Source organism: Streptomyces lunaelactis, assembly GCF_003054555.1.
In the GTDB taxonomy this organism is placed as follows: Bacteria; Actinomycetota; Actinomycetes; order Streptomycetales; family Streptomycetaceae; genus Streptomyces; species Streptomyces lunaelactis.
Map to the genome: position 1 here is coordinate 4337936 of NZ_CP026304.1, position 24306 is coordinate 4362241.

The window sequence follows — 24306 nt, forward strand, 5'->3', positions numbered from 1 at the left end:
GATCAGGGAGGTCCTCTACACGAAGAGGGGAACTACTCGTCCACGGAGCATGATTTCCATCCCCGTGGCCAAGTGGCCACGCGGTGGCCACCGCCGATGGAAAGTGGCCACGCGTTTTGGGAACCTACAGCCGGCTCGGTCAGGTCTGCGCCATATCGACGAAGCGGGAGTAGTGGCCCTGGAAGGCGACGGTGATCGTCGCCGTCGGACCGTTACGGTGCTTGGCCACGATCAGGTCCGCCTCGCCCGCGCGGGGTGACTCCTTCTCGTACGCGTCCTCGCGGTGCAGCAGGATGACCATGTCCGCGTCCTGCTCGATGGATCCCGATTCACGCAGGTCGGAGACCATCGGCTTCTTGTCCGTACGCTGCTCGGGGCCACGGTTCAGCTGGGAGAGGGCGATCACCGGGAGCTCGAGCTCCTTGGCCAGCAGCTTGAGATTTCGGGACATGTCCGAGACCTCCTGCTGACGGCTCTCGGCGCGCTTCGAACCGCCGGACTGCATCAGCTGCAGATAGTCGATGACGACGAGCTTCAGACCATTGCGCTGCTTGAGCCGTCGGCACTTGGCCCGGATCTCCATCATCGAGAGGTTCGGGGAGTCGTCGATGTAAAGCGGGGCCTGGGAGACATCCGGCATCCGGCGGGCCAGCCGGGTCCAGTCCTCGTCCGTCATCGTCCCGGAGCGCATGTGGTGCAGCGCCACACGCGCCTCGGCGGACAGCAGACGCATCGCGATCTCATTGCGCCCCATTTCGAGGGAGAAGATCACGCTGGGCAGGTTGTTCTTGATCGAACAGGCGCGGGCGAAGTCCAGCGCGAGCGTGGACTTACCCATGGCGGGACGGGCCGCGATGACGATCATCTGGCCCGGGTGCAGTCCGTTCGTCAGCGAGTCGAAGTCGGTGAAGCCGGTCGGCACACCGGTCATCTCGCCGCTGCGCGAACCGATCGCCTCGATCTCGTCGAGCGCGCCCTCCATGATGTCGCCGAGCGGGAGATAGTCCTCGCTGGTGCGCTGCTCGGTGACGGCATAGATCTCGGCCTGGGCGGAGTTGACGATCTCGTCGACGTCGCCATCGGCCGCGTATCCCATCTGCGTGATCTTGGTGCCGGCTTCCACCAGCCTGCGGAGCACCGCGCGCTCATGGACGATCTCCGCGTAGTACGACGCGTTGGCCGCGGTCGGCACCGACTGGACCAGCGTGTGGAGATACGGCGCCCCGCCGACGCGGGTGATCTCGCCACGCTTGACCAGCTCCGCCGCGACGGTGATCGGGTCGGCCGGCTCGCCCTTGGCATAGAGGTCGAGGATCGCCGTGTAGACCGTCTCGTGGGCGGGCCGGTAGAAGTCATGGCCCTTGATGATCTCCACGACATCGGCGATGGCGTCCTTGGAGAGCAACATGCCGCCGAGGACGGACTGCTCGGCATCGAGGTCCTGGGGAGGCACCCGCTCGAAACCGGGGGAGCTTCCGTCCCAGCCTCCGCTCTCCCTGCCCCGCTCGTGCTGGTCCTCGCGGCCACCACGACCGTCGCTGCGGCGCTGGCGGGAGACGGGCAGACGGTCACCAGGACCATCTGGGGCCCACGGGTCGTCCAAGGGCTCGGAAATGCTCACCCGGGCCACCTCCTCCCGTCCGCTCCGCGGACCTCGCCGTGCCACTCTTTTCTACGGCACGACACTGACAAAACGAGTTGCCAGACTCCGGTTCCGGCGCGTCGGGCGACGGTCCACGGTAGGCCCGTCGGCACCGTCAGCCAATCTGGTTATCCACAGGCCATGTGGACGACGGACCAGATGCTGTGGAGAACCCCTCGGAACCTGTGCACGGACCGGGGGACAGTACTGTGGACAAACTCATAGCCACCTCGCTTCACGTACTCTGACCTGGCCTTTTTCCGTCCACCGGCTGTGGGGGAGAAAAACTTTCCCGACTGGACCAAGATCAGAACAAACGGCGCACGACAGAACGGACACCAAGAGGAGTGGTAAGGACCACGGGCGGATTGCATCTCTTACCTGTGGAAGATTAGATTGCTGCCATGACACAGGCTCCCGCGGCACCGAAGGACCGCCGGCGACAGCACGACCGAGAGATCATCGCGCTCGCGGTCCCCGCCTTCGGAGCCCTCGTCGCCGAGCCGCTCTTCGTGATGGTCGACAGTGCAGTCGTCGGCCACCTCGGTACGCCGCAACTCGCCGGCCTGGGCGTCGCAGCGGCCCTTCTGATGACCGCAGTGAGCATCTTCGTCTTTCTCGCCTACGCGACCACAGCCGCCGTCGCACGCCGCGTCGGCGCGGGCGATCTCGCGGCCGCCATCCGGCAGGGCATGGACGGCATCTGGCTCGCGCTGCTGCTCGGTGTCGTCGTCATCGCCGTCACCCTCCCCACCGCTCCCTGGCTCGTCCAGCTCTTCGGCGCCTCTGACACCGCAGCCCCGTACGCCACCACGTACCTGCGGATCTCCAGCCTCGGCATCCCCGCGATGCTGGTCGTGCTCGCCGCCACCGGCGTACTGCGCGGCCTCCAGGACACCAGGACCCCTCTGTATGTCGCCATCGGCGGCTTCGCCGCCAACGCGGCGCTCAATGTCGGACTCGTCTACGGCGCCGGACTCGGCGTCGCCGGCTCCGCCTGGGGCACGGTCATCGCCCAGTGCGCGATGGCCGCCGCCTATCTGATCGTGGTCGTACGGGGAGCGCGTCGGCACGGCGCCTCCCTGCGCCCCGACACCGTAGGGATACGAGCCAGTGCCCAGGCAGGTGCCCCTCTCCTGGTCCGTACGCTCTCACTGCGCGCCGTCCTGCTGATCGCCACCGCTGTGGCGGCCCGCCTGGGCGACACCGATATCGCCGCCCACCAGATCGTCCTCTCCCTGTGGAACCTGATGTCCTTTGCACTCGACGCGATCGCCATCGCCGGGCAGTCGATCATCGGCCGCTATCTGGGAGCCGACGACGCAGAGGGTGCCCGGCAGGCCTGTCGCCGCATGGTGCAGTGGGGCGCCGCCGCAGGTGTGGTGCTCGGCATTCTGGTCGTTGTTTCCCGGCCGTTCTTCATCCCCCTGTTCACCAGCGACCAGGCGGTGCAGGACACTCTGCTCCCGGCGCTGCTGGTGGTAGCCGTCTCCCAGCCGATCGCCGGCATCGTCTTCGTACTGGACGGCGTACTGATGGGAGCGGGCGACGGCCGCTATCTGGCCGGGGCGATGCTGGTCACGCTGGCAGTCTTCGCCCCTGTCGCCCTGCTCGTCCCCGCCTTCGGCGGCGGACTGACCACCCTGTGGTTGGCCATGACGCTGATGATGACCGTCCGCATGCTGACTCTCTGGCTCCGCGCCCGCTCCGGTCGCTGGATCGTCACCGGCGCCACGCGCTGAACTTCGATGTTTCACGTGAAACACGACACGTGCAGGACGTCAAAGCGGAAGGGCCGCACCCTTGGGGTGCGACCCTTCCTACTGCTCAGTCGAGCAAGTTACGCAGCGCTCAGGCGGCGATGACCTCGACGCCAAGCTTCGCGGCAACCTCGGGGTGCAGACGCACAGACACCTGGTGCGAACCCAGGGTCTTGATCGGCGAACCGAGCTCAACGCGGCGCTTGTCGACCTCCGGACCACCGGCAGCCTTGATCGCCGAGGCGATGTCGGCCGGGGTGACGGAACCGAAGAGACGGCCGGCGTCGCCGGAGCGAACAGCCAGACGGACCTTGACGGCTTCGAGCTGGCCCTTGATCGAATTGGCCTGCTCGATGGTCGCGATCTCGTGGATCTTGCGGGCGCGGCGGATCTGCGCCACGTCCTTCTCGCCACCCTTGGTCCAGCGGATCGCGAAACCACGCGGGACCAGGTAGTTGCGAGCGTATCCGTCCTTGACGTCAACGACGTCGCCGGCGGCACCGAGGCCAGAGACCTCGTGGGTGAGGATGATCTTCATTAGTCGGTCACCCTTCCCTTATCGCGCGGTGGACGTGTAGGGCAGCAGCGCCATCTCACGGCTGTTCTTCACAGCCGTGGCGACGTCACGCTGGTGCTGCGTGCAGTTGCCGGTGACGCGACGGGCACGGATCTTGCCGCGGTCGGAAATGAACTTCCGCAGCATGTTCGTGTCCTTGTAGTCCACGTACACGGTCTTGTCCTTGCAGAATGCGCAGACCTTCTTCTTAGGCTTGCGCACAGGCGGCTTCGCCATTGTGTTTCTCCTGTGTGATCAAGAAGTTGGGTACGAGCTGCCCTTAGAAGGGAGGCTCGTCCGAGTAGCCGCCGCCAGAACCGCCGGAGCTTCCGGAGCTTCCGCCCCAGCTGCCCCCACTGCCCTGCTGCTGGCCGCCGCCGGCCGGCGCGCTGGTCGCCCAGGGGTCGTCGGCGGGTGCACCGCCGCCGCCCTGCTGCTGACCACCACCGGGACCGCCGCCCCAGTTGCCGCCGCCCTGCTGCTGACCGCCGCCATAGCCACCCTGGCCACCGCGACCGGTGGTCTTGGTGACCTTGGCCGTGGCGTTCTTCAGGCTGGGGCCGACTTCCTCGACATCCAGCTCGTAGACCGTGCGCTTGACGCCCTCGCGGTCCTCGTAGGACCGCTGCTTCAGCCGGCCCTGCACGACGACGCGCATGCCTCGCGTAAGCGACTCCGCGACGTTCTCCGCCGCCTGACGCCAGACCGAGCAGGTGAGGAACAGGCCTTCGCCGTCCTTCCACTCATTGGTCTGCTTGTCAAAGATGCGGGGAGTGGACGCGACACGGAACTTCGCGACCGCCGCACCGGACGGGGTGAAGCGCAGCTCGGGGTCGTCGACGAGATTGCCGACGACCGTGATGACGGTCTCGCCTGCCATGGGTGAACCTCTCGGCGGGGATTGCTTCTGGCTGCTTGCTGCTACTCGAACCCGATGACCTCTGAGCTAGATGCTCAGTGGGTCTCGGGACGGAGGACCTTGGTCCGGAGGACCGACTCGTTCAGGTTCATCTGGCGGTCGAGCTCCTTGACGACCGCAGGCTCGGCCTGCAGGTCGATGACCGAGTAGATGCCCTCGGGCTTCTTCTTGATCTCGTACGAGAGACGACGACGGCCCCAGGTGTCGACCTTCTCAACCTTTCCGTTGCCCTCACGGACGACGGAGAGGAAGTTCTCGATCAGCGGGGAGACAGCGCGCTCCTCGAGATCGGGGTCGAGGATGACCATCACTTCGTAGTGACGCATGTGGAACCCACCTCCTTTGGACTCAGCGGCCACGGTCGTTCCGTGGCAGGAGGGTCGTGATGCGTAAGCAACGATATCGGCCGCCACTGACAATCCCGAGGGATTGCGTTCTGGCCTGGGCAGACACCGGTGCAGACCGTACAGAGTACCCGCAGACAGCCTTCCGGTTGAAATCCGGTGGCCAGGGGACGCAATCTGTACACATCGGGTGTGCGCGGCGCTACGATGCGCCGCCTTCCGGCAACGCCAGGAGGTGCCCCATGGCACAGGCAACGCGACCTCAGTCCTCCGTCTCCCTCTTCGCCACCGACGGCAAGCCCCATCCCCTTCAGGACACCCTGATGGCGGTCACCGTGGTGCTCGGAGCTCTCGCTTTCGTCTCGGCGATGTTCGACAGCCTCCATCTGCTCAGCTCGTGGTCCGGGCTGGTGGGGATCCTCACAGGCGCCTACGGGCAATTCATCTCGGTGACGACACGGGAGCGCTTCGCGCTGATCCTCGGCCTCGGCGCCTCCGCGTTCGGCTTCTTCCTCGGCATGGCACACGGCGGACTGTTCGGCGGGCTCCTGGGCTAGGGCGGAACGGGACCGGAACAGAAACAGAGTCAGGAGGGGACGGGGGTCACAACGACGCTCTCCCCTGCGGCCATCCGGGGCGCTCCACCGGCGCAGTAGGCTTCGGCGCGAGAGCCGGAGCCCCTGTATCCATGGGGACACACCTGCCGAGGAGCGCCCCGCATGAGCCTGACCCTGAGGACCATCAGCCGAGAGCAGCATCTGGCTTATGTACAGAGCCTGCCCGCGGCAAGTCACTGCCAGGTCCCGGCGTGGGCGGATGTGAAGACTGAATGGCGCTCGGAGAACCTTGGCTGGTTCGACAAGAGCGGTGAACTGGTGGGCGCCGGCCTGGTGTTGTACCGCCAGCTGCCCAAGATCAAGCGCTATCTCGCGTACCTGCCCGAGGGCCCGGTGATCAACTGGTACGCGCCGAATCTGGACGACTGGCTGCAGCCGATGCTCGCCCACCTCAAGCAGCAGGGCGCCTTCTCCGTGAAGATGGGCCCCCCTGTGGTCATCCGGCGCTGGGACGCGCCGGCGATCAAGGCGGGGATCCAGGACCCGGATGTGAAGCGCCTGCGTGACGTGGAGGCGACGCACATCGAGCCGCGTGCCTTCGAAGTGGCGGACCGGCTGCGGAAGATGGGCTGGCAGCAGGGCGAGGACGGCGGCGCCGGCTTCGGGGACGTGCAGCCGCGGTACGTGTACCAGGTGCCGCTGGCGAACCGTTCGCTCGACGATGTCCTCAAGGGCTTCAACCAGCTGTGGCGCCGCAACATCAAGAAGGCCGAGAAGGCAGGTGTCGAGGTCGTCCAGGGTGGTTACGAGGACCTCGCCGAGTGGCAGCGGCTGTACGAGATCACCGCGGTGCGCGATCACTTCCGGCCGCGCCCGCTCTCGTACTTCCAGCGCATGTGGACGGTGCTCAACTCCGAGGACCCGAACCGCATGCGCCTGTACTTCGCGCGGCACAACGGAGTGAACCTGTCCGCGGCGACGATGCTCGTCGTCGGTGGGCATGTCTGGTACTCGTACGGCGCGTCCGACAACATCGGGCGTGAGGTCAGGCCCTCGAACGCGATGCAGTGGCGGATGCTGCGCGATGCCTACGCGATGGGCGCGACCGTCTACGACCTGCGCGGCATCAGCGACTCGCTCGACGAGACCGACCACCTCTTCGGCCTGATCCAGTTCAAGGTCGGCACCGGTGGCGAGGCTGTGGAGTATGTCGGCGAGTGGGACTTCCCGCTCAACAAGCTGCTCCACAAGGCGCTCGACATGTACATGTCGCGCCGCTGACGATGGTAGGGGCGGCGTCACGGCTGATCGAACGGCCGTCGGCAGGATCGAGACCGCTGACGATGCCGCGCACAACGCCGTAGTCTCGTAAATCTCGTACATACCTCTGATACACCGCAGCCACCAGAAAGGTTCCGGGCCGGCCATGGCGCTCTCCCTCTACGTCGACACCGCGCGCTGGCGGGCGCACCAGAAGTCCGTGATCGACCAGTTCCCCGGCCTCGTACCGGTCTGCAAGGGCAACGGCTACGGCTTCGGTCATGAGCGGCTCTCGGACGAGGCCTCGCGCTTCGGTTCCGACATGCTGGCCGTCGGCACCACCTACGAAGCGGCCCGGATCAAGGACTGGTTCAGCGGCGACCTCCTCGTCCTCACGCCCTTCCGGCGGGGCGAGGAGCCGGTTCCGCTGCCCGACCGCGTCATCCGCTCCGTCTCCTCGGTCGACGGCGTGCACGCCCTGGTGGGCGCGCGGGTCGTCATCGAGTGCATGAGCTCCATGAGGCGCCACGGCGTGAGCGAGCAGGAGCTGGGACAACTGCACGCCGCCATCGAGGACGTACGCCTCGAAGGCTTCGCGCTTCACCTCCCCCTCGACCGTACGGACGGCTCGGACGCGGTCGAAGAGGTCATCGGCTGGATGGACCGGCTGCGCGCGGCCCGGCTGCCGCTGCACACCATGTTCGTCAGCCATCTGCGCGCCCAGGAACAGGCCCGCCTCCAGCAGCAGTTCCCGCAGACCCGCTTCCGCGCGCGTATCGGCACAAGGCTGTGGCTCGGCGACCACGAGGCGACCGAGTACCGCGGCGCGGTTCTCGACGTCACACGTGTCGCCAAAGGGGATCGTTTCGGCTACCGCCAGCAGAAGACCGCCTCCGACGGCTGGCTGGTCGTCGTCGCCGGCGGTACCTCCCACGGCGTCGGCCTGGAGGCCCCGAAGGCCCTGCACGGTGTGATGCCGCGCGCCAAGGGTGTCGCCCGTGCCGGACTGGCGACCGTGAACCGTAACCTCTCGCCGTTCGTCTGGGCGGGCAAGCAGCGCTGGTTCGCCGAGCCGCCGCACATGCAGGTCTCGATCCTGTTCGTGCCGTCGGACGCGCAGGAGCCGAAGGTCGGCGACGAACTGGTGGCTCATCTGCGTCATACGACGACGCAGTTCGACCGCCTCGTCGACCGCTAGAGAGCAGAACGACCGGCTAGTTCCCAGGATCCTGGGAACGCGTCCCCCACTCCACCCGCGGCCCCTCCAGGGCGTGCGCGGCGTGCCGTGGCGGATGCGCCGCCTGCCCCAGTACGAAGACGTCGTCGGCTCCGTCGAGCACACCGCCCGACGGGTCGTCCGACCCGTCCTTGCGTACGCCGTCCCGCTCCGGCATCAGGATGTCCCGCACGACCACCGCGCACAGGTACAGCGTCCCCAGCAGATGCAGGGCGATCGCCACCTGGTAGCCCTCGGGCGGCAGCCCCTGGTGCTTGGGGCTGGTCGTGTACGCGAGGTACATCCAGATCCCCAGGAAGTACATGACCTCGCAGGCCTGCCAGATCAGGAAGTCCCGCCAGCGCGGCCTGGCCAGCGCGGCGAGCGGAATCAGCCACAGTACGTACTGCGGTGAGTAGACCTTGTTGGTGACGATGAACGCGGCGACGACCAGGAAGGCGAGCTGCGCGAAACGGGGCCGCCGCGGCGCGCTGAGCGTCAGCGCGGCGATGCCCGCACAGGCAAGCAGCATCAGCAGCGTCGCGTAGGTGTTCACCGACTCGACTTCCATGGGCTCACCCGTACGCTGCGTGATGATCAGCCAGAACGAGCCGAAGTCGACCTGCCGCTCCTGGCTGAAGGTGTAGAACTTCTTCCACCCCTCCGGCGCCAGCAGCATCACGGGCAGATTCACGACCAGCCAAGCGCCTGCCGCGCCGAGCGCCGCAGTGGCGAACTCTCGCCATTTACCCGCCCGCCAGCACAGCAGCAGCAGCGGCCCGAGCAGCAGCACGGGGTAGAGCTTGGCGGCGGTCGCCAGCCCGATGAGGATGCCGAAAGCCAGTACCCGGCCGCGCGACCACATCAGCATCGCGGCGGCGGTGAGCGCCACGGCCAGCAGATCCCAGTTGATGGTGGCGGTGAGCGCGAACGCGGGTGCCAGAGCCACCAGCAGCGCGTCCCAGGGCCGGCGACGGTGCGTACGGGCCACACAGACGGCGATGATCGCGGTGCAGATCATCAGCAGGCCTGCGTTGACCATCCAGTACATCTGCTCCTGGTTCTGCATGGAGCCGCCGGCCAGATCGAGCCACGAAGCCACCTGCATGAACAGACCCGTCAGAACGGGGTACTCGAGGTACTCCATATCGCCGGGCAGCCGGTCGAAGTACGGAATGAGACCCTCCGAGAAGCCACGCCCGAGGTAGAGGTGCGGAATGTCGGAGTAACAGGCGTGTGTGTACTGGGAGCTGGTGCCTCGGAACCAGGCCCAGTTGTAACAGGGCATCTTCTGCACCATGCCGAGCGCAAACATGCCGATCGCCACCAGTGCGATGACACGTACGGGATTGAGCCAGCCGCTGCTGCCGCGCCAGGCGAAGCGACCGGCGGGCCCGCCGATCAGCTCGCTGCCGGACGCGGCGATGGGGTCCTGCCGCGTGGGGCGTACGTCCGGCCGGTCCTGGTACACGCTGGTCTCTTTTGCGCTGGGCATGCTGCACATCCTGCCGTACGGGGCCCGGGACACGGCGAGGGCCGCCGCACCGGAGTGCACAGGGTGCTGTGCGTACCGGGCGGCGGCCCTCGTGGCGTTGCTCAAGCCGGTCCGGACCGGCTGCTACCCGGAGCCTCCGATGAAGCCTCCGTTGCCATTGCCCCCACCGTTGCCGTTGGTTCCTGTTGGTGTCGTCGACGGACTGATCGAGGGTGTGCCAGAGGCGCCGCTGGTGGTTCCGCCATTGCCGTTGCTGCCACTGGCTCCGCCCGTGGGGTCGCAGGTCCAGTCCTGCCACGGATCACATGACGTGCTCGGGTCAGGAGAGCCCGACGGGGTGCCGGACGGGGTGTTCGACGGCGTCGAGGACGGGGTGCCGGACGGCGTGTTCGACGGTGTGGGGGGCGGGCTGGACGCGCCGCCGCCCCAGTAGGCCTCACCGATCGGCTCAGCATCGGGGAAGGACTCGGGGCTCGTGTTCTTGAGCGCTTCCTTCATGTAGGCCTGCCAGATCTCGGAGGGGAACGAAGCACCGTGGATCTTGTCCTGGCCGCCGGTGCCGTACATCTCGAGGAACTCGCGCTTCTTGCTCTTCTCGTTGTCGTCGAGCCGGTACATGTCGATGGCGGTCGACAGCTGCGGCGTGTAGCCGACGAACCAGGCCGACTTGTTTCCGTCGGTCGTACCGGTCTTGCCGGCGACCTCCCTGCCGGGGAGCCGGGCGTTCTTGCCGGTGCCTTCGGGCTCGTCGACGACAGACCTGAGCACGTCGGTCACATTGCTCGCAACGGCTGACGTGAAGGGCTGCTCGGCGTGGTCCTCGTGCTTGTAAACCGTCCTGCCCTGGTACTCGACCCGTGTGACGGAGAACGGGTCACGCTGCTCGCCGTTGGCCGCGAAGGTCGAGTAGGCGCCGGCCATGCGGATGGCGCTGGGAGAAGAGATACCGATCGAGAAGGACGGGACGTTCGACTTGGACAAGGACGAGTCGAGCAGACCGGCGTCCGTGGCCGCCTTTCTGACCTCCGGGATGCCGATGTCCATGCCCAGCTGCACGAAGGGCGAGTTGGCGGAGTGGACCATGGCTTCCCGCAGGTTGATGTTCTTGTACGACTCGTCACCGTCGTTGGTCTGAAGCCACTCCTTTCCCTCCTCGTTCGTCCAGATGGAACCGTCGTACTTCTTGATCTTGAGCTTGTTCTTGCCGTTGTAGATCGCCTTGTCGGGGTCGACGATGGTGCGCTCGGACGAATCCTGGTCCTCGCCGAGCTCGGGGTCACGGACACCGTCCCGCATCGCGGCGGCCAGCACGAACGGCTTGAACGTCGATCCGACCTGGGCACCGGTCTCGTTCGCGTTGTTCGTGAAGTGCTTGGTCGCGTCCTCGCCGCCGTAGACGGCGGCGATGGCACCGGTCTTCGGGTTGACCGAGGCGCCACCGAACTGGACGAAGGTGTCCGTCTTCGGGCGCTTCTCGGGCTTGATGTTGGCGTCCTGGACCTTCTTGACCGCGGCCTTCAGCTTGTCGACCTTGTCCTTCTCGAAGGTCGTGTGGATCTCGTAGCCGCCTCGGGCGAGGTCGGTGGCGTCCATGTCCGGGTTGCTGTTGAGGAAGTTGGACTTGGCAAGGTCCACCAGATAGCCGACCTGACCGCCCAGCTGTGCGTCCTTCTTGGGCTTGTCAGGCATCTTGAACTCAGCGACCTTGGCCCGCTCCCCGGCCGGGAGGTGACCGTCCTTGACCATCTCGTCGAGGATCCAGTTCCGGCGCTCGATTGCGCGTTCCGTGTTGGCCTTCGCCGTCGCCGCGGGGTCGATGTCCTCGGCGCCGGCGGGGTCGAAGTACGTCGCACCCTTCAGGAGCGAGGCGAGGAATGCGCACTCTCCGGCGTCCAGCGTGTCGGCGTTCTTGCCGTAGTACGTACGGGCCGCGGCCTGGATGCCGTAGGCACCGCGTCCGTAGTACGAGGTGTTCAGGTAACCGGCCATGATCTCCGGCTTGTCCAGGTCCGTGCCGACCCTTATGGAGATGAACAGCTCCTTGAACTTACGCGTCAGCGTCTGGGACTGGTCGCCGAGCATCGCGTTCTTCACGTACTGCTGGGTGATGGTGGAGCCACCCTGGGTCTGCCCACCCTTGGCCATGTTCAGCAGGGCCCGGCTGATACCCATCGGGTCGATTCCCGAGTCGTCCTTGAACGTCTTGTTCTCCGCCGAGATCACCGCGTTCTGCATGTTCGCGGGGATCTTCTCGATCGGGATGATCTGCCGGTTGATCTCGCCGCCGGTGGCGGCCATCGGCTTGCCGTCCGCCCAGTAGTAGACGTTGTTCTGTGCCTTGGCCGTCTTGTCCTGGTCCGGAACCTCCACCATGGCGTACGCAATGGTCGCGGCGGCCATCAGACTGCCGATGAAACCCAGGCAGAGCCCGGTGACGAGCTTCCACGACGGCACCCACCGGCGCCAGCCGTACTTGTTGTGGCGCGGGTAGTCGATGATCCGCTTCTTGGACGGCCGCCCCCCGCGACCGCGGCCGGGACCGTCATGGCCCCCACCGCCGCCTCCACGGCGGCCACCGCCCCGGCCTCCGTGGCCGGCGCCCGCGCCTTCGTCAACGCGTCCGCGACCACCGCCGTTGCGCTGGGCGGCACGGCGGGCTTCGGCACGACCGCCGTACGGACGCTCCTCGCCGGACGAAACGGAAGGGGAACCTGACGTGGTGCCCCGGGACGGGGCTGCGCGGCGGCCAGAGGGCTGCTGGGCGGCGCGCCTGGCTCCTGCCCGCCCGCCACCCTGCGGCGGCTGCGGCGGCTTGCGACGGTGCTCGCTCATCGAACGACTACTCCTCGGGCAGGCGAGACGCCTGGAAGCGGCAGTTGAGTTCCGGTCCCCCCGAAATGGATACGGACCAGCTCCGCGAAGAGCTCATCCGTTGTGCATCCACGGCGATGACGCTTTGAGGCGTCACATGGTTCCCGGCGGTCTGCATGCCGCACAGACTACGCACGGTCAAAACCCACATAGCGCTGAAGTTCACCCTAAATCGGGCAACTTGCTCCCTATGAATTGACGATGTGACGCCGTTCACCTTGGCCCCTCTTGTCGCAGCAGGAACGTCGTTCTATCGTGCTGATGTATCGAGTCGATACATCAGCACGACATAACGACCGACGCGGCGAAGGAGGCGACGATGAGCAGGCGCTCCGGCATCCTGGAATTCGCCGTGCTCGGTCTGCTCCGTGAAGCCCCGATGCACGGGTATGAGCTGCGGAAACGGCTCAATACCTCGCTGGGGATCTTCCGGGCCTTCAGTTACGGGACCCTCTACCCCTGCCTCAAGACGCTGGTCGCCAACGGCTGGTTGATCGAGGAGCCGGGCAGTGCTCCCGAGGATGCGCTCGCCGCTTCACTCGCTGGGCGCCGGGCCAAGATCGTCTACCGGTTGACGGCAGAAGGTAAGGAGCACTTCGAGGAGCTGCTCTCGCACACCGGCCCCGATACATGGGAGGACGAGCATTTCGCTGCTCGGTTCGCCTTCTTCGGGCAGACGGAGCGCGAGGTACGGATGCGGGTGCTGGAGGGCCGTCGCAGCCGGCTGGAGGAGCGTCTGGACAAGATGCGCGCCGGCCTGACCCGTACCCGCGAGCGCCTCGACGACTACACGCTTGAGCTGCAGCGACACGGCATGGAATCCGTGGAGCGCGAAGTGCGCTGGCTGAACGAGCTCATCGAGAGCGAGCGGGCGGGGCGGGATAAGCGACAGCCCTCCCCCGAGAGCTCAGCTCAGCAGGACAACACACCTGGAGCGACGGGCGGCCTGCCCCGGCACAGGGGTGCCGAGTCGTCCGGAGGTACATCCCCCGGACCCTCCACCCCGCCGGATCCGTCCGACGACACCGCCAAATGAGGCTCTGCGATCCGCAGGGTTTCATCCGGAATACCGAGATCACACAGGGAGCAACCGGAATGGGTTCGGTTCGCGTAGCCATCGTCGGCGTGGGCAACTGCGCCGCCTCGCTGGTGCAGGGCGTCGAGTACTACAAGGACGCCGACCCCACCGTCAAGGTGCCGGGTCTGATGCACGTCCAGTTCGGCGACTACCACATCTCTGACATCGAGTTCGTGGCCGCCTTCGACGTGGACGCCAAGAAGGTCGGCCTCGACCTTGCGGACGCCATCGGCGCCAGCGAGAACAACACCATCAAGATCTGCGACGTGCCGAACTCCGGCGTGACCGTTCAGCGCGGCCACACCCTCGACGGCCTGGGCAAGTACTACCGCGAGACCATCGAGGAGTCTGCCGAGGCGCCGGTCGACATCGTCCAGACCCTCAAGGACAAGCAGGTCGACGTCCTGATCTGCTACCTGCCCGTCGGTTCCGAGGCCGCTGCGAAGTTCTACGCACAGTGCGCCATCGACGCCAAGGTCGCCTTCGTCAACGCTCTCCCGGTCTTCATCGCCGGTACCAAGGAGTGGGCGGACAAGTTCACCGAGGCGGGCGTCCCGATCGTCGGTGACGACATCAAGTCGCAGGTCGGCGCCACCATCACGCACCGTGTGATGGCGAAGCTCTTCGAGGACCGCGGTGTCCGCCTCGAGCGCACCATGCAGCTGAACGTCGGCGGCAACATGGACTTCAAGAACATGCTCGAGCGTGACCGTCTGGAGTCCAAGAAGATCTCCAAGACGCAGTCCGTCACCTCGCAGATCCGCGACCGTGACCTGGGCGCCGACAACGTCCACATCGGCCCGTCGGACTACGTGGCCTGGCTGGACGACCGCAAGTGGGCGTACGTGCGCCTCGAGGGCCGCGCGTTCGGCGATGTCCCGCTGAGCCTTGAGTACAAGCTCGAGGTGTGGGACTCCCCGAACTCGGCGGGTGTCATCATCGACGCCCTGCGCGCCGCGAAGATCGCCAAGGACCGGGGCATCGGCGGCCCGATCCTCTCCGCGTCCTCGTACTTCATGAAGTCCCCGCCGGTGCAGTACTTCGACGACGAAGCCCTCGAGAACGTAGAGAAGTTCATCAAGGGCGAGGTCGAGCGCTAAGCGTTCTTCCTGCTTCACCGAGGAGGGTCCCCGAGCAATCCGCCCGGGGACCCTCCTCGTGTGTGACGCTTGATCGCATGCCTGCCGTGCGTGATCTGCGCGTACTCCTGCGCCTGACCGACTTCCGCCGGCTGCTGGCGGTCCGGCTGCTCTCCCAGTCGGCCGACGGCGTCTACCAGGTGGCGCTCGCCACCTACGTGGTCTTCTCGCCGGAGAAGCAGACCTCGCCGACCGCTATCGCTTCCGCCATGGCCGTGCTGCTTCTCCCGTACTCGCTGATCGGCCCCTTCGCCGGCGTCCTGCTGGACCGCTGGCAGCGTAGGCAGGTCTTCCTGTACGGGAACCTGCTGCGGGCCTTCCTCGCCTGCGGCACCGCGGTGCTGATTCTCGCGTCCGTTCCCGACTGGCTCTTCTACGCCTCTGCTCTGTCCGTCACCGGGGTCAACCGCTTTGTCCTGGCCGGTCTCTCCGCCGCGCTGCCCCGAGTGGTCGACGCCGACCGGCTCGTGATGGCGAACTCCATCTCCCCGACGGCCGGTACCCTCGCCGCCACCGCGGGCGGCGGGCTCGCGTTCGCCGTCCGGCTGGTGTCCGCGGATTCCGATGCCGCGGTGGTGCTGCTCGGTGCCGCGCTCTATCTCTGCGCGGCGCTGGCTTCACTCCGGATGGCGCGCGACCTGCTCGGCCCCGAGCAGGAGTTGGTGCAGCCGCGGCTTGCCGCCGCACTGGCGTCCACGGCGCGCGGGCTGACGGACGGAGTGCGGCATCTGGCCGAGCGGCGGACGGCAGCCCGTGTGCTGGTCGCGATGACGCTGATGCGGTTCTGCTACGGCGCGCTGACCGTGATGGTCCTGATGCTCTGCCGGTACGCCTGGTCCGAGACCGAGCCGGAGGGCCTGGCCCTGCTCGGTCTGGCCATCGCCATCTCGGGCGCGGGCTTCTTCGCGGCTGCCGTACTGACCCCATGGGCGGTCGGCCGGCTCGGCCAGTTCGGCTGGATCGTCGCGTGCGCCGGGACAGCCGCCGTCCTCGAACCCGCCCTGGGGCTGCCATTCGCTCCTACACCGATACTCGTCGCCGCGTTCGTCCTGGGGCTCATCACCCAGGGAGCGAAGATCACCACGGACACGGTGGTACAGACATCGGTGGACGATGCCTACCGCGGAAGGGTCTTCTCCCTCTACGACGTGCTGTTCAACGTCGCCTTCGTGGTCGCTGCGGCAATCGCCGCACTGATGCTGCCTCCTGACGGCCGGTCGGTTCCCCTGGTTGTCGTGGTCGCGGTGATCTACGCGGTGGTCGCTGTAATGATGGCCCGTTGGAACCGAGTTGGGGCGGGGCTATAGCGCGCACGCGACAAGCGGTCGATCGCACATGCAGTCGCATACGCCGAGGGGCGGTGTTTCACGTGAAACACCGCCCCTCGGCACACCGGTCCGGCGTCATGTTTCACGTGAAACATGACGCCGTTTCACGCTCAGCCCTGCTCTGCCCACCACTCCTTGAGCGCGGCGACCGCCGCATCACGCCCCATCGGACCGTTCTCCAGGCGCAGCTCCAGCAGGAACGCATACGCCTTCCCGATCACCGGACTAGGACCCACACCCAGGACCTCCTGGATCTGGTTGCCGTCCAGGTCGGGCCTGATGGCGTCCAGCTCCTCCTGCTCTTGAAGCTGCGCGATGCGCTCCTCCAGTCCGTCATAAGCGCGGGAGAGGGCGCCCGCCTTGCGCTTGTTGCGCGTGGTGCAGTCCGAGCGAGTCAGTTTGTGCAGCCGGGTCAGCAGCGGTCCGGCATCGCGCACATACCGCCGCACCGCCGAGTCGGTCCACTCACCGGTCCCGTAGCCATGGAAGCGCAGATGCAGCTCCACCAGACGCGAGACGTCCTTGACCATGTCGTTGGAGTACTTGAGCTCGGCCATCCGCTTCTTGGTCATCTTCGCGCCCACCACCTCGTGGTGGTGGAAGGAGACGCCGCCGTCCTTCTCGAAGCGCCGCGTCCGCGGCTTTCCGATGTCATGGAGCAGCGCGGCGAGCCGCAGTACCAGGTCCGGGCCGTCCTCCTCCAGATCGATGGCCTGTTCCAGAACGATCAGGGAGTGCTCGTACACGTCCTTGTGCCGGTGATGCTCGTCGCTCTCCAGGCGCAGCGCCGGCAGTTCGGGCAGCACATGATCGGCCAGGCCCGAATCGACCAGCAGCCCCAGACCCTTGCGTGGGTGAGCGGAAAGGATCAGCTTGTTGAGCTCGTCGCGCACCCGCTCGGCGGAGACGATCTCGATGCGATCGGCCATCTCCTTCATCGCGGCGACAACCTCGGGCGCCACCTCGAAGTCCAGCTGCGCGGCGAAGCGAGCAGCCCGCATCATGCGCAGCGGGTCGTCGGAGAAGGACTCCTCGGGCGTACCGGGTGTCCGCAGAACGCCTTCGGCGAGGTCCTCCAGACCGCCGTGCGGGTCGATGAATTCCTTCTCCGGCAACGCGACGGCCATCGCGTTCACCGTGAAGTCACGGCGTACGAGGTCCTCCTCGATCGAGTTGCCGTAGGACACCTCTGGCTTGCGCGAGGTCCTGTCGTACGACTCCGAGCGGTACGTCGTGACCTCGATCTGGAAGAGTCGATCAGCGCTTCCGTCGCGGGCAGCCTTCTGAGCCCCGACCGTGCCGAAGGCGATCCCGACCTCCCAGACCGAGTCCGCCCACGGACGGATGATCTTCAGTACGTCCTCGGGGCGGGCGTCCGTCGTGAAGTCCAGGTCGTTGCCGAGCCGGCCGAGCAGCGCATCCCGGACCGAGCCACCGACCAGGGCAAGACTGAACCCGGCCTCCTGGAAGCGGCGGGCAAGGTCGTCGGCGACAGGGGACACCCGCAGCAGTTCGCTCACCGCGCGGCGTTGCACCTGGCTCAGTGCAGTGGGGTTGTCTTCATTGGCGTTCGGCACAACAGAAAAGGGTACGTGCCCGGGCCGACCGGAGCGTCCCTGTTTATCGGTCCCGGAAGTCTCTTCCGATCTTGTGGGGCACTCCGCGGCACTTCGGCACAGCGCACCTCGTTACCATGCGTGGACGCAAGGACCGAGAACCACCACCGGCAGCAGACGACGAGGGACGGGCGAGCGCGTGGCCGAGGCGGCAGACTTCAAGGGGATGAGTGCTTCTCCTGCCCGCCGGTGGCTGCGACGTACAGCCTCCGTGATCGCGGGCGCCCCGCTCGTGGCCGGACTGCTATGGGGTCCCGCCGCCCCTTCCGCGTCCGCCGCGGGGGGCACTGAGAGCGCCACAGGCTCCCGTACGGTCGATGTGTCTCTCGACACTCTGACTCCGCCCGTGCCCGGGAAGAGCGACACGCTCATGATCTCCGGCACGGTGTACAACAAGGGCAAGCAGACCGTCACCGACGCGCAGGTCGATCTGCGTGTGGGGCCGACACTGTCCGGCAGGACCGCCATCGACCGCGCCGCCGAGCGCACCGGATATGTCCCGGGCCCCGATCCTTCGCCGGTCGGCGGCAAGTACGTCATCAAGATTCCGCAGCTGGCGTCCCACATCAGCCGGGACTTCACGCTGTCGATCCCCATCAGCGAGCTCGAGCTCGACGAGGACGGCGGCGTCTACCAGCTCAGTGTGTCCCTGTCGGGACAGACCCCGGGCGAGCCGTTCAAGCAGGTTCTGGGCATCGAGCGGACCTTCCTTCCCTGGCAGCCCGAGGCTACGGAGAAGAAGACCCAGTTCACCTATCTCTGGCCGCTGATCTCGTCGACCCACCTCACCTCGGAAACGGGGTCCGACGAACAGCAGACCCCGGTCTTCGAGGACGAGGCGCTGGCCGCGGAGCTCGCCCCGGGCGGACGGCTCGAGCAGCTCGTCTCCCTCGGCAACAGCCTCCCCGTCACGTGGGTCGTCGACCCGGATCTCCTGGCCACCGTCGACGCCATGACGAGGAGCTACCGGGTCAAGAACGGGACCACGACCGTCGCGGGCAAGAATCAGGCCGTCGCCAAGCGGTGGCTGAGCGCCGTCGAGGCCGCGGTGCAGGGCCGCAAGGTGATCGCGCTGCCATTCGCCGACCCTGATCTGGCATCCCTGGCACACCGCGGCAAGAACGTCTCAGGCTCCCTCAGCCATCTGCAGCCTGCCACCGTGGTCGCCGGGACGACGGTGGAGACGATCCTCCATGTGACACCGTCCGTCGACTTCGCCTGGCCGGTGAACGGCGCCATCGACTCCTCGATCGTCGATGTCGGCACCTCCGCCGGCGCCCACAAGGTGATCGCCCGCAGCGACAGCCTGCGGGACGACCTGTCGTACACGCCCACCTCGGCACGGCCGATCGGTGGGGGGACGACGGCCGTGGTCGCCGACGCCCGGCTCTCCACCGCCTTCCAGGGCGACATGCTCCAGACCGGCGAGTCCACTCTCGCGGTTCAGGAGTTCCTCGCCCAGACGCTGGCGCTGACCCGCCAGGACCCGGACAACCAGCGGAGCATCGTCGTTGCCCCGCAGCGGATGCCGACGGCCTCCCAGGCGCAGACCATGGCGCGCGCACTGCACGCCCTCGACAGTCAGCGCTGGACCCAGCCGCTCGACCTGGTCGCAGCCGCGGACGCCAAACCCGACGCCGATGCCAACACCAGGATGCCCAGCTCTTCCCGCTATCCCAAGCAGCTGCGACAGCAGGAGTTGCCGGTCCAGGCGTTCCGGGACATCTGGAACACTCAGAACATCCTCGACAACTTCAAGGTCATTCTCACCGCGGAGGACCGGGTGGTCACGCCCTTCGGCAGGGCGATCGATCGGGAGATGTCCACGTCCTGGCGCGGGCACGCAGCGGCTGGGCAGCAGTACCGCAGCGGAGTGCGAACCTATCTGCAGAGCCTCACCGAAGAGGTGCAGCTGATCGAGAAGTCGCCTGTGACCCTGTCGGGGCGCAGCGCGACCATTCCTGTCACCGTGCAGAACAAGCTGGTCCAGGGCATCGACCATCTGGTGCTGCGGCTGAGGTCCGACAACCCAACCCGCCTCGGCCTCGACGACGACAAGGCCATCGTCGAGCAGCCGATCAAAGTCGAGGGCGGCCACAGCCAGTCAGTGAAGTTCGCCGCCGCGGCCAACGCCAACGGCCCGGTGCAGATGACGGCCCAGCTCTACACCGACGACGGCAAGCCGTACGGCAAGCCCATGGAGTTCTCGGTAAAGGTCTCCGAGATCACCCCGACCGTGATGCTCGTCATCGCGGGCGGCGTCCTGCTGCTCGTCCTCGCAGGCGTCCGGATGTACAGCCAGCGCAAGCGCGCGGCAGCCCGTGACGCCGCTGCGGAACATGCGGAGACCTCGGAAAAATCACAGAATGCTGAGGATTTGGAAGGCTCGGTGGGTGACATCGACAGCCCTGATCCCGCGCAGGCGAGTGACCCGGCACCGGACACCGGACCGGAAAGCGGCGACCCGTCGGGCACGGGTGAGAAAGTGGACCGTTGAGCGATGTCGTGGCCGGTCGGCCGGGGACGATGAGGTGGGGTAGCAATGAACGCGCCGTACGACGGTGACCGCGGTCAGGGCGCGGGCAGAGACCCGGCAGACCAGGTTCCTTCGCCGCCCCAGCCCGCCCCTGATCCGTACTCCGAGGACCCGTATGTCCAGGACGCCTACGCCCGTGATCCTTACCGGGCGCAGGATCTGTCTGCCCAGGACCCGGTGACCGAGGCACTCTACGACCGTGCCTCGCACCCGCCGCCGCCCCCGGGCACCTACCAGGAGCCTCAGCCGCTGTACGAGCAGCCGCCGACACCTCAGCACGCCCCGGACCCCCGCATCTGGGCGCAGACCCCGCCGCCCGAACCCGCCGGTCCGTCCCGCCATCTGCCGTACGGGGACGACGCCAGGACGACCCAGTTCACCGGCGTGGACGAGCTGGTCACGCGGGCCGGCGAGGATGAGCCGGAGCCCGACGCGTTCGCGCACCTCTTCCGTGACCAGCAGGCCTCCGGTCAACCTGCCCCCGCCCCCGAACCTCTCCCGGCGACGCCCGCTCCCAAGAAGTCGGGCGGTCGTGCCTCGGGCCTGCTGAAGTCCAGCGCGGTGATGGCGGCCGGAACGCTGGTCTCCCGTCTGACAGGTTTCGTACGCAGCCTGGTGATCACTGCCGCTCTGGGTGCCGCCCTGCTGGGTGACACCTTCACCATTGCGTACACCCTCCCGACGATGATCTACATCCTCACCGTGGGTGGCGGCCTCAACTCGGTCTTCGTGCCCCAGCTGGTGCGGGCGATGAAGAACGACGAGGACGGTGGCGAGGCCTATGCCAACCGCCTGCTGACTCTCGTCATGGTGGCGCTCGGCGCCATCGTCGGCATCGCGGTGTTCGCGGCTCCGCTGCTCATCCAGTTGATGTCGGACACCATCGCCAGCGATCAGGCGGCCAACAACGTCGCCGTCACCTTCGCCCGCTACTGCCTGCCCACGATCTTCTTCATGGGCATCCATGTCGTCATGGGGCAAATCCTCAACGCCCGCGGGAAGTTCGGCGCGATGATGTGGACTCCGGTCCTCAACAACATCGTCATGATCACCACGTTCGGCCTGTTCATCTGGGTGTACGGCACTTCAGCCGATTCGCAGATGGGCGTCCAGACGATCCCGCCGGACGGTGTGCGCCTGCTGGGCATCGGAACCCTGCTGGGCCTCGTGGTCCAAGCGCTGGCGATGATCCCCTACCTGCGCGAGACCGGATTCCGCTTCCGCCCCCGCTTCGACTGGAAGGGCCACGGCCTCGGCAAGACCGTCAAGCTGGCAAAGTGGACTGTGCTGTTCGTCCTCGCCAACCAGGCGGGCGTGCTCGTCGTCACCCAGCTCGCCACCGCCGCCGGGAAGGCTTCCGGCAGGCAGGGCGCAGGTTTCATCGCCTACGCAAACGCACAGCTGATCTGGGGCATGCCGCAGGCCATCATCACCGTCTCGGTCATGGCCGCCCTGCTGCCCCGTATCTCTCGCGCCGCCCACGACGGCGACCCGGGTGCCGTACGCGACGACATCTCCCAGGGTCTGCGCAACTCTGCGGTCGCGATCGTCCCCGTCTCCTTCGCATTCCTGGCGCTCGGCGTCCCGATGTCCACGCTGTTGTTCGCCTCCAGCGGCCTCGAGTCCGCCCGGGGCATGGGCTTCATCCTGATGGCGTTCGCGCTCGGCCTGATTCCGTACTCGGTGCAGTACGTCGTGCTGCGCGGCTTCTACGCGTACGAGGACACCCGCACGCCCTTCTACAACACCGTCATCGTCGCCGCGGTCAACGCGGCCGCTTCCGCTCTCTGTTACGTGCTCCTCCCCGCTCAGTGGGCTGTCGTGGGCATGGGAGCCTCGTACGGACTCGCGTACGCCGTCGGCGTCGGCATCGCCTGGCGGCGGCTGAAGAACAGGCTGGGCGGGGATCTGGACGGCTCCCACGTCATGCGAACCTACGCTCGGCTCTGCATGGCTTCGGTCCCGGCCGCGGTCGCCGCCGGCGCGGTCGCCTTCGCCGTCACTCAGGGACTCGGCAATGGCGCCGCCGGCTCGCTCGTCGCACTGCTCGCCGGTGGGATCGTGCTGCTGGGCGTCTTCTTCATCGCCGCGAAGCGGATGCGTATCGAGGAGCTCAACGCCATGGTCGGCATGGTCCGCGGTCGGCTCGGACGCTGATGGACGAGCGGTCCCGCACAACCATCGTCGGACGCCGTGTGTCGTGCATAGCGCCGGACTGTGGGCACAATTGGCATGGCTGTTGGATAGTGCGCAATGGATGGGGAGGCAGGAACGACGGTGGCGGAACGTAGCACGGCTGCCGTCGACGTGGCCGACAACAGCGGAGACGACCCGCTGACCGCGCAGGCGGGTAAGGCCACGACCGACGGGGCGGCGGAATCCCAGGACTCGGCGGAGAAGACCGCACCGGACACGGGCAGCGAGCGGCAGGACGCCGAACCTGCCATCACAACGCCTGAACTGCACAGTGGCCACAAGCTCGCCAGACGCTACCGCCTCGAGGAGTGCGTCACCCGTCTGGACGGTTTCAGCAGCTGGCGCGCTGTCGACGAGAAGTTGCGTCGTGCCGTCGGGGTGCATCTGCTCCCCGCCGATCACCCGCGGGCGCGCTCTGTACTCGCGGCGGCGCGCTCTTCCGCGCTCCTCGGCGACCCCCGTTTCGTACAGGTCCTGGACGCCGTCGAGGAGAACGACCTCGTCTACGTCGTCCATGAATGGCTTCCGGACGCGACCGACCTCACCGCTCTGCTCGCCATGGGGCCCATGGAACCTCATGACGCCTACCAGCTCGTCGACCAGCTCTCCCAGGCGATGGCCGCAGCCCACCGTGAGGGCCTCGCCCACCTCAGGCTCACCCCGGGCGCGGTCCTGCGGAGCTCCACCGGGCAGTACCGGATCCGCGGCCTCGCGGTGAACGCAGCCCTTCGCGGAATCACCGCCGAGGGACCCCAGCGGGCCGACACAGAGGCGATCGGCGCGCTCCTCTACGCGGCGCTGACGCAGCGGTGGCCGTACGAGAACGACGCCTACGGTCTCTCCGGACTGCCCAAGGGTGTCGGGCTCATCGCCCCGGACCAGGTGCGGGCCGGCATCCACCGTGGGCTCTCCGAGCTCGCCATGCGCGCCTTGGTCAATGACGGTGCCACCGCCTCCCGCCAAGAGCCGCCCTGCACCACGCCCGACGAGCTGGCGAAGGCCGTCGCGGCGATGCCCCGCATCCGTCCGCCGGAACCTGCGTTCACCACCCGGCCCGAGTACCAGCGCACCACCTACCAGCAGGGCACGTACGGCCGTCCTGCGCCTCACCCGGGGGTGACTGCGCCCCAGCAGGTAGCCACCCCGCCCGCCCCGCTCCAGAGCCGCACGGGCAAGGTCCTCAAGTGGACCGTGGCCGCGCTGCTTATCGCCGCCCTGGGACTCGGCAGCTGGCAGGTAGCCGACAAGCTGATCGACCGCGGTAACGAGCCGACCGGTCCGGACAGCTCGCAGACGAACGACGGCGAGAAGAACCCCGAGCCGGAGTCCGGCAAGCCGGTCATCATCACCGGCGCCCATGACTTCGACCCCCTTGGGACCGACGGCTCCGAGAAGCCGGCCGGGATAAAGAACAGCTACGACGAAGACCCGAGCACGTCCTGGACCACGGACGGCTACTTCAGCGCGGACTTCGGGCGGCTCAAGTCAGGCGTCGGCATCGTTCTGGATCTCGACGAGGTCCAACAGGTCGGCACCGTGGATGTCTCCTTCCTCGGTGGAGACACCTCGGTGGAATTGCGGGCAGCACCCGAGGGCGCCTCGTCCGAGCCGACAACCCTCGACGGCTTCACCAAGGTGGCCGACGGGTCCGGTTCGAATGTGTCCCTCAAGCCCGGCAAACCGGTGCAGACGCGGTACGTTCTGGTCTGGCTGACCAAGCTTCCACAGACCGACGAGGGCAACTTCCGGGGCAAGGTCTCGGAGATCAAGATCACCAGCTGACGGCATCAGGG

The 24306-nt window shown here is 67.0% G+C and carries 18 protein-coding genes; 10 read left to right on the plus strand and 8 right to left on the minus strand.

Translation table 11 applies throughout. The features are described from left to right. Nucleotides 1–139 precede the first annotated feature (139 nt). Complete coding sequence (dnaB, locus tag SLUN_RS19900) at nucleotides 140–1603, minus strand: replicative DNA helicase (RefSeq protein WP_175313228.1); 1464 nt, start codon at nucleotides 1601–1603, stop codon at nucleotides 140–142. Nucleotides 1604–2046: 443 nt separating this feature from the next. On the opposite strand from dnaB, the gene SLUN_RS19905 reads away from it, so the two are divergent. Continuing rightward, on the plus strand, nucleotides 2047–3384 hold the full coding sequence (locus tag SLUN_RS19905; protein WP_108150211.1) for an MATE family efflux transporter: 1338 nt from the start codon (nucleotides 2047–2049) through the stop codon (nucleotides 3382–3384). Between the two features lie 109 nt (nucleotides 3385–3493). On the opposite strand, the gene rplI is transcribed toward SLUN_RS19905, so the two are convergent. From rplI to rpsF, 4 genes are all read right to left on the minus strand, one after another. Then, nucleotides 3494–3940 carry a 50S ribosomal protein L9 gene (rplI, locus tag SLUN_RS19910; protein WP_108150213.1) on the minus strand — a complete coding sequence of 149 codons (447 nt, stop codon included), beginning with the start codon at nucleotides 3938–3940 and terminating at the stop codon, nucleotides 3494–3496. 18 nt (nucleotides 3941–3958) lie between these two features. Beyond that, nucleotides 3959–4195 carry a 30S ribosomal protein S18 gene (gene rpsR, locus SLUN_RS19915; protein WP_003956534.1) on the minus strand — a complete coding sequence of 79 codons (237 nt, stop codon included), beginning with the start codon at nucleotides 4193–4195 and terminating at the stop codon, nucleotides 3959–3961. 43 nt (nucleotides 4196–4238) lie between these two features. Further along, nucleotides 4239–4838 (minus strand): single-stranded DNA-binding protein, encoded by a 600-nt coding sequence (locus SLUN_RS19920; RefSeq protein WP_108150214.1) that lies wholly within the window; start codon nucleotides 4836–4838, stop codon nucleotides 4239–4241. Between the two features lie 74 nt (nucleotides 4839–4912). Next, on the minus strand, nucleotides 4913–5203 hold the full coding sequence (gene rpsF, locus SLUN_RS19925; RefSeq protein ID WP_006604399.1) for a 30S ribosomal protein S6: 291 nt from the start codon (nucleotides 5201–5203) through the stop codon (nucleotides 4913–4915). 260 nt (nucleotides 5204–5463) lie between these two features. Here rpsF and SLUN_RS19930 point away from each other — a divergent pair, with 260 nt between their 5' ends. The 3 genes from SLUN_RS19930 to SLUN_RS19940 all read left to right on the plus strand — a co-directional run bounded on the left by SLUN_RS19930 (nucleotide 5464) and on the right by SLUN_RS19940 (nucleotide 8236). After that, nucleotides 5464–5778 (plus strand): hypothetical protein, encoded by a 315-nt coding sequence (locus SLUN_RS19930; protein ID WP_108150216.1) that lies wholly within the window; start codon nucleotides 5464–5466, stop codon nucleotides 5776–5778. A 162-nt stretch (nucleotides 5779–5940) separates the two neighbouring features. Continuing rightward, entirely contained in the window at nucleotides 5941–7059 is a 1119-nt protein-coding gene (locus SLUN_RS19935; RefSeq protein WP_108150218.1) for a lipid II:glycine glycyltransferase FemX, read from the plus strand. 145 nt (nucleotides 7060–7204) lie between these two features. After that, entirely contained in the window at nucleotides 7205–8236 is a 1032-nt protein-coding gene (locus SLUN_RS19940) for an alanine racemase (RefSeq protein WP_108150220.1), read from the plus strand. A 16-nt stretch (nucleotides 8237–8252) separates the two neighbouring features. On the opposite strand, the gene SLUN_RS19945 is transcribed toward SLUN_RS19940, so the two are convergent. Beyond that, entirely contained in the window at nucleotides 8253–9749 is a 1497-nt protein-coding gene (locus SLUN_RS19945; RefSeq protein ID WP_108150222.1) for a glycosyltransferase family 87 protein, read from the minus strand. Nucleotides 9750–9872: 123 nt separating this feature from the next. Beyond that, nucleotides 9873–12581: a transglycosylase domain-containing protein gene (locus tag SLUN_RS19950; RefSeq protein WP_108150224.1), complete on the minus strand. Its 2709-nt coding sequence runs from the start codon at nucleotides 12579–12581 to the stop codon at nucleotides 9873–9875. A 358-nt stretch (nucleotides 12582–12939) separates the two neighbouring features. Between SLUN_RS19950 and SLUN_RS19955 the strand changes: the two genes are divergently transcribed. The 3 genes from SLUN_RS19955 (at nucleotide 12940) to SLUN_RS19965 (ending at nucleotide 16144) form a co-directional block, all read left to right on the plus strand. Then, complete coding sequence (locus SLUN_RS19955) at nucleotides 12940–13656, plus strand: PadR family transcriptional regulator (RefSeq protein ID WP_108150226.1); 717 nt, start codon at nucleotides 12940–12942, stop codon at nucleotides 13654–13656. A gap of 59 nt (nucleotides 13657–13715) precedes the next feature. Continuing rightward, entirely contained in the window at nucleotides 13716–14798 is a 1083-nt protein-coding gene (locus SLUN_RS19960) for an inositol-3-phosphate synthase (RefSeq protein WP_108150228.1), read from the plus strand. A 77-nt stretch (nucleotides 14799–14875) separates the two neighbouring features. Next, nucleotides 14876–16144, plus strand: a complete 1269-nt coding sequence (locus tag SLUN_RS19965) for an MFS transporter (protein WP_108150230.1) — start codon at nucleotides 14876–14878, stop codon at nucleotides 16142–16144. Nucleotides 16145–16275: 131 nt separating this feature from the next. On the opposite strand, the gene SLUN_RS19970 is transcribed toward SLUN_RS19965, so the two are convergent. Beyond that, nucleotides 16276–17742 (minus strand): CCA tRNA nucleotidyltransferase, encoded by a 1467-nt coding sequence (locus tag SLUN_RS19970; RefSeq protein WP_108150232.1) that lies wholly within the window; start codon nucleotides 17740–17742, stop codon nucleotides 16276–16278. 178 nt (nucleotides 17743–17920) lie between these two features. Between SLUN_RS19970 and SLUN_RS19975 the strand changes: the two genes are divergently transcribed. The 3 genes from SLUN_RS19975 to SLUN_RS19985 all read left to right on the plus strand — a co-directional run bounded on the left by SLUN_RS19975 (nucleotide 17921) and on the right by SLUN_RS19985 (nucleotide 24295). Next, complete coding sequence (locus tag SLUN_RS19975; RefSeq protein WP_108150234.1) at nucleotides 17921–20278, plus strand: DUF6049 family protein; 2358 nt, start codon at nucleotides 17921–17923, stop codon at nucleotides 20276–20278. Between the two features lie 45 nt (nucleotides 20279–20323). Beyond that, complete coding sequence (murJ, locus tag SLUN_RS19980) at nucleotides 20324–22474, plus strand: murein biosynthesis integral membrane protein MurJ (protein ID WP_108150236.1); 2151 nt, start codon at nucleotides 20324–20326, stop codon at nucleotides 22472–22474. Between the two features lie 120 nt (nucleotides 22475–22594). Further along, nucleotides 22595–24295 (plus strand): protein kinase family protein, encoded by a 1701-nt coding sequence (locus SLUN_RS19985; RefSeq protein ID WP_108150238.1) that lies wholly within the window; start codon nucleotides 22595–22597, stop codon nucleotides 24293–24295. The last annotated feature ends 11 nt before the right edge of the window (nucleotides 24296–24306 follow it).